This is a genomic window from Lysinibacillus sp. FJAT-14745, from assembly GCF_001275675.1.
GTDB lineage: Bacteria > Bacillota > Bacilli > Bacillales_A > Planococcaceae > Lysinibacillus.
Genome location: NZ_LITM01000008.1, coordinates 314,437 through 328,580, shown reverse-complemented (window position 1 = coordinate 328,580; position 14,144 = coordinate 314,437). Strand labels below are relative to the sequence as shown.

Sequence of the window (14,144 nt, the reverse complement as noted above, 5' to 3'; positions counted from 1 at the left end):
CGAACTCAATCCTTTTAAGCAAGGGGGTTACTTACAAATGAAGTGACCCCTAAAGTAGTAAATGTTAGGGTTTTGAATATCATTTTATACTCGGAATTGAGCTGCTAAGTCTCTTAATTCTTCAGCCAAGTTTGCAAGTGCATAAGCAGATGATGAAATTTCCTCCATCGATGCCATTTGTTCTTCAGTCGTAGCAGAAATACTCTCTGTGCCGGCAGTAGTAGATTTAGATACGGAATGGATCGTATTCATACTACCAACAATTTCTTCAGTCCCTGCTGCCATTTGCTCGACTGCTGCAGATACTTCTTCTACCTGCATCGTAACACTTTGAATGGCACCTTGAATTGAAGCGAAAGTTGTACGTGTATTTTCTGTTGTTTTAATCCCTTCAGTAACTTCTGTTGTTACCAACTTCATTGATTCAACAGCCTTGTGAGTATCTTTCTGTGTCTCGGATATCAACACTTCAATTTGGTTTGAAGAAACAGCAGACTGTTCTGCTAATTTCCTAACTTCATCAGCAACGACGGCAAAGCCTTTCCCGTGCTCCCCAGCACGTGCGGCTTCGATTGCGGCGTTCAGGGCAAGTAGATTTGTTTGTTCAGCAATCGCTGTAATCGAATCAATAATTTGACCAATTTCATAAGAACGTTTTCCTAATAAGTCGACAACTTCAGATAAGCCATTTACTCTTTCTGTGATGTCTATCATTTGTTCATTCATTTGATTCGCGGCATCTATACCATTTATCACCAAGGATAATGAATCCTTTGAAAGCTCACTTACAGCTTGAGCATTTCCAGCTACTTGTTGAACCCCTGTTGAAAGCTCATTGACGGTATTGAATGTGTTAGAAATATTTTTTAGTTGCTCTACTGATCCATGAGCGATAGTTTCCATCGTATTGGCAACCATCTCTGTTGCTTTTGTAGTTTCTGCTGCATTAGCATTCAATTCGTCAGATGCAGCGGCTACATGATTAGCAGTTTCAGTGACTTTTGTTACTGTATTGTGAATATTATTAAGCATCGAATTAAATGATTGGGTTAATTGACCGATTTCATCTTTGGATGAATAGGTACCTTGTACAGTCAAATCTCCATTGCCTGCTTTTAACATATTAGCCTGCAACTCTTTAACGGGATTTACAATTAAACGTGCAATCCATGCTGCTAATGTAGTAAAGAAAATAATGGCCACAACAGAGAGAATGGAAGAAATAAGCATAGTAGTGAATAGACTTTGTTTATTTTCTTCATTCAGTTGATTGGCATCTTCAGAACTTTGAGTCATAAGATTGCGTGCATCACTTGCCATATTCTCAGCAAAATCATCTAAAATTGTGGTGTACATAGAATAGGCTTCGTCTTTTCGGTTCTTACTAGCCAAATCAATAACATCTGCCATGGTGCTAAAATAATCATCAACATTGGATTTGAGAGATTTTAACAGTTTTTGTTCATCTTCATCTCCATTGTAAATGGCTTCAAATTTCACGATTGAGTCTTTAATACTTTCAGCTCTCTCTGAGATCATTGTCTTTAGTTCAGCATTATCATTTGCATCCGTATTAATCATGAGTTCTAAAACGAAAGAATCCATCGCACGAATATCAGTTCGAGCTTGCCCGATATATTGAATTGGCAAAAGTGATTCGTCGTACATTTCACTAGATTTTTTTGCCATATCGTTAATGTAATAAAAACCACCACTAGAAATAATTAGCAAAAATATAACAGCGGACGTAATAAGCGTTAGAATTTTCTTTTTAATCGATAAGTTTTTCAAAATATTCCCTCCATTAGCTCAATCATCTTCAAAAAGTGGTATATACTAATAACTTTGGATATATTGAGTAATTTATATTTTGTAATAAATATACTACATCCAATTTATATTAAGAGAAGATAGAATTATGAAATTATTATTACTAAGAATAAAGAGTTCCAGCTTATTGCATTCGAGTTTATTGACGGTAAAAAACTTAATAGAATTGAAATTAATGGAAAACTATACGAAACATGAAAAATGGTTTCGAGATTAGCCTTTTTCTTTTTCTATCTCTTATAGCAGGAATAGCGTGAAATCTGGGCCTTAAGCGAAATGCTTTGATTTCATCGGATATAGTAGTGCGGTGGGTAGGACCTGGGACTAATATTTCAGATTGGGGATACGAAGAGACTTGTAATGGTTGGGTAGGGGCATATAAACAATATGAAGGTCATAATCCAAAATGGCATTTTAAAGAAATGCATATTGCACCTGCATCTGAAAATGAAGTGATTGCAACGTTTTGGGTAACTTTTGAAATGGATGGGAAATTCATAGATGTAGTAAAACTATTTGTTCAGAGATTTAGGAAAGAACAAAATGATGAATGGAAACTAATAAGAGAGTATTGTGAGCACCTAAGTTCCGTAGCTTTAACATAAAACTAAAAGGATTAAGTCCGGTTCAATACCGAACTCAATCCTTTTAAGCAAGGGGGTTACTTACAAATGAAGTGACCCCTAAAGTAGTAAATGTTAGGGTTTTGAACATCATTTTATACTCGGAATTGAGCTGCTAAGTTTCTTAACTCTTCAGCCAAGTTTGCAAGTGCATAAGCAGATGATGAAATTTCCTCCATTGATGCCGTTTGTTCTTCAGTCGTTGCAGAAATACTATTTGTGCCTGCTGTAGTAGATTTAGTTATGGAGTGGATCGTATTCATACTACCAACAATTTCTTCAGTTCCTGCTGCCATTTGCTCGACAGCTGCAGACACTGTTTCTACCTGCATCGTAACATTTTGAATGGCGTCTTGAATTGAAGCGAAAGTTGTACGTGTATTTTCTGTTGTTTTAATCCCTTCATTAACTCCCGCTGTTACTAACTTCATTGATTCAACAGCCTTGTGAGTATCTTTCTGTGTCTCTGAAATCAACACTTCAATTTGGTTAGAAGAAACAGCAGACTGTTCTGCTAATTTCCTAACCTCATCTGCAACGACGGCAAAGCCCTTCCCATGCTCACCAGCACGAGCGGCTTCAATTGCAGCGTTCAGGGCAAGAAGATTTGTTTGTTCAGCAATTGCTGTAATCGAATCAATAATTTGACCGATGTCATTAGAACGTTTTCCTAACACATCGACAACTTCGGATAAGCCATTTACTCGTTCTGTAATGTCCATCATTTGTTGATTCATTTGATTCGCAGCATCTATACCATTTATCACTAGAGATAAAGAATCACCTGAAAGTTCGGTTACAGCTTGAGCATTTCCGGCTATTTGGTGCACACCTGTTGAAAGCTCATTAACAGTATTGACGGTGCTAGAGACATTGTTTAGTTGCTCTACTGATCCATAAGCGATAGTTTCCATCGTACTTGCAATCATCTCTGTTGCTTTTGTAGTTTCTGCTGCATTAGCATTCAATTCGTCAGATGCAGCGGCTACATGATTAGCAGTTTCAGTGACTTTTGTTACTGTATTACGAATATTATTAATCATCGAATTAAATGATTGGGTTAATTGACCGATTTCATCCTTAGATGAATAGGTACCTTGTACAGTCAAATCTCCATTGCCTGCTTTTAACATATTAGCCTGCAACTCTTTAACGGGATTTACAATTAAACGTGCAATCCATACTGCTAATGCAATAAAGAAAATTATGGCTAAAACAGAAAGAATGGCAGAAATAAGCATAGTAGTAGATTGATTTTGCTCATTTATTTTATTCAGCTGATCGGCATCATCAGCACATAGAGCCGAAAGCTTGTCTGTATCATTTTCCACTTTCTTAATAAGATTATCTGAAGCTTTAGTGTATGCAGAATAGGCTTCCTTGTTTTGGTTCTTGTTAGCCAAATCAATGATATCTGTCATGGTACTAAAATAACCATTGAGATTGGATTTAAGAGATTCTAATAGTTTTTGTTCATCTTCTTTACCAGTGTAAGAGTTTTCAAATTTTTTGAGTAAGTCTCTAATACTTTCACCACTTTTTGAGATGTTTGCCTGTAGTTCGGTATTACGATTAGCATCCGTAGTAATCATGAGCTCTAAAATGTAAGCATCTATATCACTAAAGTTAGATCCAAGTTGCCCGATATATTGAATTGGCAAAAGTGACTCGTCGTACATTTCACTAGATTTTTTTGCCATATCATTAATGTAATAAAAACCATCAAATGATATAATCAGCAAAAAAACAACAGCGGATGTAATAAGTGTTAGAATTTTCTTTCTGATTGATAAATTTTTCAAAATATTTCCTCCGTCAGCTCAACTATCTCAAAAGTCCTAGATAACAGTGCTATATACTAATAACTTTGGGTATATTGAGTAATTTAGATATGATGATAATATATCACGTCTAAGTCTTTTATATGAGAAAAGTGAATTATGGAATTTTTATGAAAAATGAAGAGTCACAGCTTATTGTAATCGAGTGTACTGACGGAAAAACCCTTAATTGCAATGAATGAAAAAGCCCAAAAGGTGGAAATGAAGAAATTTAAATTAGTTTAAAGATGCATATTTGGTGAAATTCCATTTATATGTATTCAGGAAAGCAAAATGATGAATGGAAATTAATCAGGGAGTATTGTGAACACCTAAGTTCCGTAGCTTTAACATAAAAAACCATCCTATCAATCCACTAGTTTCTTGAAAAAAGCCTATACTCGCTTTTTGAAGGAGTTGTCCTAAAGCAAAACGAAAAGGATTAAGTCCGGTTCAAAACCGAGCTTAATCCTTTCTAGTTCTTAACTAAATGGCGACACTAAACTTTTAGGGGCCAATGTTAAAAAGTGTTACTGTTTGTGGAATTCATATTAAACTCGGAATTGTGCTGCCAAGTTTCTTAACTCTTCTGCCAAGTTTGCAAGTGCATAAGCAGATGATGAAATTTCCTCCATTGATGCCGTTTGTTCTTCAGTCGTTGCAGAAATACTCTCTGTGCCGGCTGTAGTAGATTTAGTTACGGAATGGATCGTATTCATACTACCAACAATTTCTTCAGTTCCTGCTGCCATTTGCTCGACTGCTGCAGATACTTCTTCTACCTGCATCGTAACACTTTGAATGGCACTTTGAATTGAAGCGAAAGTTGTACGTGTATTTTCTGTTGTTTTAATCCCTTCAGTAACTTCTGTTGTTACCAACTTCATTGATTCAACAGCCTTTTGAGTATCTTTCTGTGTCTCTGAAATCAACACTTCAATTTGGTTTGAAGAAACAGCAGACTGTTCTGCTAATTTCCTAACCTCATCTGCAACGACGGCAAAGCCTTTCCCATGCTCGCCAGCACGTGCGGCTTCGATTGCGGCGTTCAGGGCAAGTAGATTTGTTTGTTCAGCAATCGCAGTAATCGAATCAATAATTTGACCAATTTCATAAGAACGCTTTCCTAACAAGTCGACTACTTCTGATAAGCCTTTTACTCGATCTGTGATGTCTATCATTTGGTCATTCATTTGATTTGCTGCATTTATACCATTTATCACCAAGGATAATGAATCCCTTGAAAGCTCACTTACAGCTTGAGCATTTCCGGCTACTTGTTGAACACCTGTTGAAAGCTCATTGACGGTATTGAATGTATTAGAAACATTATTTAGTTGCTCTACTGATCCATGAGCAATAGTTTCCATCGTATTTGCAACCATCTCTGTTGCCTTTGTAGTTTCTGCTGCATTAACATTCAATTCTTCAGATGCTGCGGCTACATGATTAGCAGTTTCAGTGACTTTTGTTACTGTATTACGAATATTATTAATCATTGAATTAAATGATTGAGTTAATTGACCGATTTCATCCTTGGATGAGTATGTACCTTGCACAGTTAAATCTCCGTCGCCTGCTTTTAACATATTACCCTGCAACTCTTTAACTGGATTCACAATTAAACGTCCAATCCATGTTGCTAATGTAATAAACAAAATGAGGGCTAAAACAGTGAGAATGATAGAAACAAGTATAGTAGTGGATAGACTTTGTTTGTTTTCTTTATTCAACTGTTTAGCATCTTCGGAACATATAGTCATAAGATCGCGTGCATCAGTTGCCACTTTCTCACGAAAATCATGCATAGCTGTAGTGTATATAGAATAGGCTTCCTCGTTTTGGTTCTTACTAGCTAAATCTATGACCTCTGTCATGGTACTATCATAACCGTCAAGATTGGATTTAATAGATTCTAATAGTTTTTGTTTATCTTTACTTCCGCTGTAAGTGTCTTCGAATTTTACAATTGCTTCTTTAATACTTTGAGCTCTTTCTGTGATGTTTGCTTGTAACTGGGCATTACGTTTAGTATCCAAAGTAATCATAAGCTCTAAAACAAAAGAATCCATCGCACGAATGTCAGTTCGAATTTGACCAATATATTGGATTGGCAAAAGAGACTCGTCGTACATCTCCGTACCTTTTTTTGCCATATCGTTAATGTAATAAAAACCGCCACCTGAAATAATTAGTAAAAAAATAACAGCGGACGTAATGAGTGTTAAAATTTTCTTTCTAATTGATAAGTTTTTCAAAAATATTTCCTCCATTGGCTCAATTTTCTTCGAAAACTATTGTAAGAAAAATGGTATTTACTAATAACTTTGGATACATTGAGTAATATAGATTTTGTAATAATATACCACATTTTAGACGTTAATAAGAGAAGAGTGAATTATGGTATTTTTCTGAAAAATTAAGAGTTACAGCTTATTGCAATCGAGTTTACTGACGAAAAAAACTTAATTGAAATGAATGAAAAACTATACAAAACATGAACCATGATTTTCGAGGTTCATTAGATAAAGATCAATTTGGGGACTCTGCAAATTTGCAAACTGCTACTTATGGCAAAATTGTTATGAATTTATTGGCGGTGGCGTAAACATAAAAAAGTTATTTAACATTAGCATTAGAAAATTGCTTCACTTTAAAGCACTGCGCTTTCGCACAAAAACCATCTGTCGCTGCCGCTACATTGCACTGCGCTTTCGCACAAAAACCATCTGTCGCTACCGCTACGTTGCACTACGCTTTCGCGCAAAAAACATCTGTCACTGTTGCTACGTTTGCACTTCGCTTTCGCACAAAGCCCCTAGGAAAGCGCCCAGTCGGAATGGAAATCAACCCCTCGCTTTACAGAAGAGCCTTATTTAATAAGACACATTGACACAATAATTTTTCAACAACATGAAAAACACCTTTATTGACGTGTTTTTTTTTTTTATTTCATCAAGCAAATTCAATCAAAGGAATGGTGTGAAGAGACAGCGGGAGGGCGCTCTTATATAAATTGAAGGGCGTACTGGAATTTTTAAATTTATAGAAAGCAATTGAATTATTAGTTGTCACTAGAGTTTGATTATATATGTCAAAAATTTATTTTAAAAAACTTTTGGCTTAATTTGTTTTTATTTCCAATCCAAACATGGTTCTATTAACACTATTTGGTTCCTTAAAATGGATTTTAATGAAGGTTATGAAAATAAGAATAATGTAAATCCCTGATTTTCCTAATAAAATAGTTATATAGTTGTATTTTTGCGGATCTTAAAATATTTCCAGTTTCTTTAGTAGCATGTTATATTACTTTAAGTGATTTTTGATTATATTATTGTGAGTTTAGTTGCTTGCGAAATTTAATATTATAATAATTTTGGTTTGTATCATATTAAATACATGGTCTATGGTGTTTTTCTTTCACTAAAACCCAAGCATGAAATGTTTAATGAAATAATATGAATCACGTGAAATTTAATACTAGTGTGTTAGAGGCAATCTAAATACAATGCTCTGAAATTAGAAATTCAAACAGGAGGTTTATAAATCATGCGAAGTAAGAAAATATTTTCATTCTTATTATGTTTTGTAGTCGTACTATTTCAAACAATTGTACCCGTGATCGGAAAAGCACAAGAACTAAGCAAAACAAGGTTTATTGATAGAGTGGAAATTAAAAAAACAGATTTATCATACGGTGAACAAACAGGGATTTATGTAACATTTAGTGAAAAACCTAATCTTAGATTAAAAACAGGCGATACAATTACGATGACATTGCCACCTGAATTAAAAGGTTTCAATTCGAATATTAATCTAGAAGATTACGGTTCGTGTAATGTGACTAGCGGACAAGTCGTATGTACGTTCAATGACAAAGTAGAGAAACGTGAAAATATTAGAGGTTACTTTAACTTTACTATTCAAGCAACAAATGTAGAATCTGGAGTTACAAAAACGATTCATACGGATTTTGGAACAGATTTAAGTGAGCAAGCTGTAACAATTACGCATCCAAAAAGTAATGGTTCTTCACCAGGAATATTCTTTCATAAATCTGGAGATATTCAGCCAAATAACTCAGATGAAGTTCGCTGGTTCCTAAACTTCAATTTAAAGAAAGAATATCTTGATAGTGATATCGTGTTACAAGATTTTTCAAAAGACGGTCAACAACTACAGAAAGATAGTTTCTTTATCCAAACAAGTGGCCCGTATGGTAATCAGCAATTCACACTTGAAGAGTTTCAAAGAAAAGGGCTTGGATATGTAGGTTTTACGAGTGATAATTCATTTAATGTAGTGATTTATCGAGGGTATGCAAGCTTAACATCATTCACTGTAGGTTATAAAACGACTATTACAGCTGAAGGAGTAAATGAAAAATATCTGAAGAATGAATATGATTTGACTTACAAAGTCAACAACCAAGCCCCAGTACATGAGAAAAACGTTGCTGAAGTAAAAAATATTTTTGCTAATGGTTGGGCTGTAGGAGATTTACCAGACAAAGGTACATTAAGAATACTGAAATATATAGATGGTAATAAAGAGCAAGTCATTCCAGGGGTTCAATTTAAAGTTTTCTCATCAGATGATCAACAAATTGGTGATTATTATACAACCGATGAAAAAGGAATTGTAGAAGTACAAAACTTGAAAGCTGGTGAGTACTATATACAAGAAGTATCAGCTCCTGAATATGTAACATTTGACGCAAATAAGAAAATTCCATTTACAATAGAGGCTGGAGCTCTAAAAGGTGTAGAAGTACCGATTAGCAACAGTATGAAAAAAATCTCAATTGAGGGAACGAAAACTTGGAGCAACGATAGTGAACAAGATCGCCCTTCAGAAATCAAAGTAGATTTACTAAAAGACGATGCGGTTATTTCTACAAAAACAGTAACAGCAGAAAATGGTTGGAAATATAACTTCGATAACTTAGACCAATACACAGTAAACGGTAAAGAAATCAAATATGCTGTGAAAGAGCAAGCGGTCGAGGGCTATGAGTCAAAAGTTGATGGTTATAATATTTTAAATACTAAACTAGAAAAACCAGTAGAACCAACTGAAAAACCAGTGGAACCAACAGAAAAACCAGTGGAACCAACTGAAAAACCAGTGGAACCAACTGAAAAACCAGTGGAACCAACAGAAAAACCAGTGGAACCAACTGAAAAACCAGTGGAACCAACTGAAAAACCAGTGGAACCAACAGAAAAACCAGTGGAACCAACTGAAAAACCAGTGGAACCAACTGAAAAACCGGTGGAACCAACAGAAAAACCAGTGGAACCAACAGAAAAACCAGTAGAACCAACTGAAAAACCAGTGGAACCAACAGAAAAACCAGTGGAACCAATAGAAAAACCAGTGGAACCAACAGAAAAACCAGTAGAACCAACAGAAAAACCGGTGGAACCAACAGAAAAACCAGTGGAACCAACAGAAAAACCAGTGGAACCAATAGAAAAACCAGTGGAGCCAACAGAAAAACCAGTGGAACCAACTGAAAAACCGGTGGAACCAACAGAAAAGCCAGTAGCACCAACAGAAAAACCGGTGGCACCAACAGAAAAGCCAGTAGCACCAACAGAAAAGCCAGTGGCACCAACAGAAAAACCAGTGACACCAAGTGAAAAGCCAGTGGCACCAACAGAAAAACCGGTGACACCAACAGAAAAGCCGGTAGCACCAACAGAAAAACCAGTGACACCAAGTGAAAAGCCGGTAGCACCAACAGAAAAACCGGTGGCACCAAGTGAAAAACCAATGGCACCAACAGAAAAACCGGTGGCACCAAGTGAAAAACCAATGGCACCAACAGAAAAACCGGTGGCACCAAGTGAAAAGCCAGTGGCACCAACAGAAAAAACGGTGGAATCAAGTGAAAACCCAGTGGAACAGAGTGAAACGAAAGACTCCGAAGATGCAAGTAATGTAGTAGAAATTCCATTAGTAGAAAAGCATATCAACAAAGCTGTTCAAGAACTAAAAGCTGAGAAAGAGAAGCAACAAACTCCAAATAAAGCTGAACGCTTACCTCAAACAGGGGAAAGTAACACAACTTTATATCAAGTACTTGGTTTAGTCTTAGTAGCTTTAGCATGCTTGTTATTACAACGTAGAAGAAAAGAAATTTAAAATATAACCCCCTGTTAACGATTAACAGGGGGTTTATTATGTCAAAAAAGTTCTTTAGTAATGCAGCTTTTAGTATGTTTCAATTATTCTTCTCGAATAACTAATAGTACGCCGCTAAAGATTAATACAGTTCCGATCCAAAAGGATACGCCGATTTGTTCGCCTAATAATAGCCATCCTAGGAAGGTGCCGACGATTGGTTGAAAGAAGAAAAATAAACCACCACTTGTGGCATTGAGCATCTGTAATCCACGATTCCAAAGTAAGAAGCCACACGCTGTAGAAATAACGCCTAAATAGAGTAGGCCACCCCAGATTGATGGTTCTACCATAGCATGGAAGTCTAATTTTATTAATCGTGGAATGGCTAAAGGTGTTAAGACAATGATAGCGACAAGTGTGCCGTAGCTAGTGACAACGATTGGTGAATACTGCTCCGGTACCCGTTTAATAAGAACGGACATCAGTGACCAGGTTAGGGCAGCGATTAGTAGAGCAACGCCACCTAATTGATGTGAGGAATCGATATGTGCACTACCTACGATCATATAGACTCCGAATGTCGCTAGAATAATAGAAACAGCTTTTTTAAAAGTGATTTTTTCTTTTAACATGAATCTCGCAAAAACAACCATAAATGCCGGTGTCGTTGCAGTAATGATGGCTCCCATTTGAGCAGTAGACAGCATAGTACCAATTTCTTGAGCAACGATAGAAATCGTATTTCCGATTAGCCCAATCATAAAGATTAACAGCCAGTCCCGCTTATCAATTCGCCATGATTGTTTTGTAATAGTGCCAATGATGATCAAAGCAATTATTGCAATCATATAGCGTAGCCATACTAATTCTAAAGGTGGTAAGGTATCAACAACTACCTTTACTACTACATACATGCCGCCCCAAATGCTAGCAGCAAGTGATAAATATAAGGAACCTAATAAGGTTTTTTTCATTTTTCCCCTCCGTTATCTCTAGACAATTCCTGTCCTTAACGGAGATATGAAGATTCTCCGTTAAGGGAGAATAACTTTAGGTACATCCTGTTCAAATAATGGTGAGAAGATCATAATAGCCAGCCCCTTTTATAGTATTTCATTTATCATATAACATTTTTTTGAATTTGATTAGAAAAAAATGGTCTGAATCCAGTAAATTACCGAATTCAGATCATGTTAAATATCAATTCGCCTTGGCTAATTGTTGTTGCTACCGCTACGTTAGCATACGCTGTCGCTACAAGATTATTGAGCTGTATAACCGCCATCAACAAGAAGGGTAGTACCATTGACAAAGCTCGCATCATCGCTTGCTAAAAATAGCACAGCTTTTGCTATTTCCTCTGGTTTACCAAGTCTGCCTTGTGGATGAAGTGAAGCTAAATATTCTTTCTTTTGAGCATCTACTTCAGAGAGTAGGGGAGTGTCAATGTATCCCGGACATACGGCATTAACACGAATGCCTTCTTTTGCATAAGCAGTACATAGGTTTTGTGTTAACAGTTTTACGCCACCTTTTGCAGAGGAGTAGGCTGTTGGAGCTGGTAAGGAAACAAAACTATGAATGGAACCAGCATTAACGATGACACCGCCTGTACCTTGTTTAAGAAACTGTTCAATGGCATATTTATCAGAAAGAAATACACCTGATAAATTAATATCAATCGTTCTTTTCCATTTTTCGTAGGATAATTCATGTGCTGGAGCATCATCAGCTACGCCAGCGTTTGCATACATGATATTTAGCTTCCCGTATTTATTAACCGTTTCATTAATCATGTTTTGGATTTCTTCTTCTTTTGTTACATCTGTTTTGATGAAAAGAGTATCATGTCCATTACTATTCAATTCTTCTGAGATGCTTTGTCCACGATCCGAGAAATCAGCAATAACTACTTTTGCACCTTCTTCAACAAATAGGCGAACAGTCGCTTCACCAATGCCACTTGCGCCACCTGTTACGATGGCTACTTTATCTTTAAGTTTCATATTAAATCCCGCCTTTTATTTTGCTGTTGCTCCGCCATCAATGACGAATTCGGCACCTGTTGAGAAAGAAGATTCGTCAGAGGCTAAAAACAGTACCATTTTTGCCACTTCGTTGACAGAGCCTAAACGTCCTAATGGGAAGAGATTTTTACCTAATTGTTCTTTAGAGTTACCAGTTGTTTCTGATGCATAGTCTGCCATTCCAGTATCGATGTAGCCTGGATGAATAGAGTTCACTCTAACACCAGCAGCGGCATATTCCATCGCAGCATCCTTTGTCATAATACGAACTGCGCCTTTACTAGCTCCATATAAAACATGCCCAGCAGCTCCAGTTAAACCTGCTATCGATGAAGCATTAATGACAGAGCCTTTATTTTGTTTAGCCATTAGTGGCATAATATGCTTCATTCCAAGGAATACGCCTGTCACATTAATGGACATTAAACGATTCCAGTCGGCTAATTCAATTTCTGCAAGAGGCTTAATAATATAAATACCAGCATTGTTGAAGAGAACATCAACTTTGCCAAAAGCATGGATTGTTTCATCTGTAACTTTTTTCCAATCATCTTCGTTGCTGACATCATGACGCACGAAAAGTGCTTCTCCACCAATTGCCTGGATATCCTTTACTGTCGCACTTCCTGATTGCTCGTTAATGTCCGTAATAACTACTTTTGCTCCTTCTTTAGCAAATAAAAGTGCAGTCTCTTTACCGATTCCTGTACCTCCACCGGTGATAATGGCTATTTTGTTTTCTAGTCTCATAACAACCACGTACCCTTCATTTTAGGATTCAAAAGATCTAGTGATACTTCCATCATACTCGTTTTGATCGGAAATACTATCCTATAAGATGCTGTATAATATTGAGTTAATATCGTCCATTTATAGGGTAATTGATTGTGAAGGAGCAGGATTTATATGACCCATTCAAATGAAGAAGTAACATTCCAAGAATTCGTCTTGTTCATTAAAATCTATAGCAAACAGCTAGAAGAAAATATAAATATCTATCTTAATCTAGAGCCTTCTATTTCTGAGGCGGATCGAAAAAGGACTACGATGTTATTGGATTCGTTTATTCTTCTGTTAACTCATATTGAAATTGAAGATATCAATGAAGAATATAGAGGTTATTTAGATACGTGGCTGCAATCACAATTATCCATTATAGATATGAGAAGTTTTAACCTGTTTCAATTAATACTTGAGAAGTCCTTGATTACCTTTATGATTCAACAGAAACATAGCCGTATGAACGCAATATTACTGTTTTTACTATCAATTTTTACTTTTCTTGTCCAAAGTTATAACAAATGTGAGGAAGAGCATAAAACAAAGTCCGAATCACATGAAAGTTTGGAACTGAAAAATCTCCTATTGTTAGATCAATTAAATAAGCTATTGATTCGTAGTTCTGGATATCAAGATTTAGCCTATATTTTAAAAAAATGTGAAGAGTATTTTCAATATAAAAGATGTGTCTTTTATGCATATGTCCCATGGTCCAATCAATTCTACGGTGTCATTGGGGCGGAACTTTCAAAAGTACAGAGCATGAAGGGGCAACTTACTGAACAACATGTAGTTTTTGGCTCAAAGAAACCGATTTATTTAAGAGACCCTAAAAATTATGTAAAAGAAGAGCATCACTAGCGTCGCATTAAAATAATTCCACGCTAATATTTAAACTGAATTTTCTGTAATATATTCCAGGCACGAAA

General features: G+C 36.1%; 9 protein-coding genes. 3 read left to right on the top strand and 6 right to left on the bottom strand.

Translation table 11 applies throughout. From position 1 onward, the window contains the following. Window positions 1-84: 84 nt before the first annotated feature. Entirely contained in the window at window positions 85-1,791 is a 1,707-nt protein-coding gene (locus tag AMS59_RS15210) for a methyl-accepting chemotaxis protein (RefSeq protein ID WP_053484583.1), read from the bottom strand. Window positions 1,792-2,132: 341 nt separating this feature from the next. On the opposite strand from AMS59_RS15210, the gene AMS59_RS15205 reads away from it, so the two are divergent. Next, window positions 2,133-2,435 carry a hypothetical protein gene (locus tag AMS59_RS15205; protein ID WP_156304682.1) on the top strand — a complete coding sequence of 101 codons (303 nt, stop codon included), beginning with the start codon at window positions 2,133-2,135 and terminating at the stop codon, window positions 2,433-2,435. A 113-nt stretch (window positions 2,436-2,548) separates the two neighbouring features. Here the strand turns inward: AMS59_RS15205 and AMS59_RS15200 are convergent, their stop codons facing one another. Next, window positions 2,549-4,255, bottom strand: a complete 1,707-nt coding sequence (locus AMS59_RS15200) for a methyl-accepting chemotaxis protein (protein ID WP_053484581.1) — start codon at window positions 4,253-4,255, stop codon at window positions 2,549-2,551. 569 nt (window positions 4,256-4,824) lie between these two features. Next, a complete protein-coding gene (locus tag AMS59_RS15195) occupies window positions 4,825-6,531 on the bottom strand; it encodes a methyl-accepting chemotaxis protein (RefSeq protein WP_053484580.1) in 1,707 nt (568 codons plus the stop codon). Window positions 6,532-7,825: 1,294 nt separating this feature from the next. On the opposite strand from AMS59_RS15195, the gene AMS59_RS15190 reads away from it, so the two are divergent. Continuing rightward, window positions 7,826-10,426, top strand: coding sequence for a Cna B-type domain-containing protein (locus AMS59_RS15190; protein WP_053484579.1), 2,601 nt, complete (start codon window positions 7,826-7,828; stop codon window positions 10,424-10,426). Window positions 10,427-10,509: 83 nt separating this feature from the next. Here AMS59_RS15190 and AMS59_RS15185 read toward each other — a convergent pair whose 3' ends face one another. The 3 genes from AMS59_RS15185 to AMS59_RS15175 form a co-directional block, all read right to left on the bottom strand. Next, entirely contained in the window at window positions 10,510-11,382 is an 873-nt protein-coding gene (locus AMS59_RS15185; protein WP_053484578.1) for a DMT family transporter, read from the bottom strand. A 288-nt stretch (window positions 11,383-11,670) separates the two neighbouring features. Further along, window positions 11,671-12,414, bottom strand: a complete 744-nt coding sequence (locus tag AMS59_RS15180) for an SDR family NAD(P)-dependent oxidoreductase (protein ID WP_053484577.1) — start codon at window positions 12,412-12,414, stop codon at window positions 11,671-11,673. Window positions 12,415-12,429: 15 nt separating this feature from the next. Continuing rightward, entirely contained in the window at window positions 12,430-13,185 is a 756-nt protein-coding gene (locus tag AMS59_RS15175) for an SDR family NAD(P)-dependent oxidoreductase (protein ID WP_053484576.1), read from the bottom strand. Between the two features lie 156 nt (window positions 13,186-13,341). Between AMS59_RS15175 and AMS59_RS15170 the strand changes: the two genes are divergently transcribed. Beyond that, the gene (locus AMS59_RS15170; RefSeq protein WP_234007810.1) at window positions 13,342-14,076 is read left to right on the top strand and encodes a hypothetical protein; all 735 of its coding nucleotides are present in this window, start codon (window positions 13,342-13,344) and stop codon (window positions 14,074-14,076) included. Window positions 14,077-14,144 lie beyond the last annotated feature (68 nt).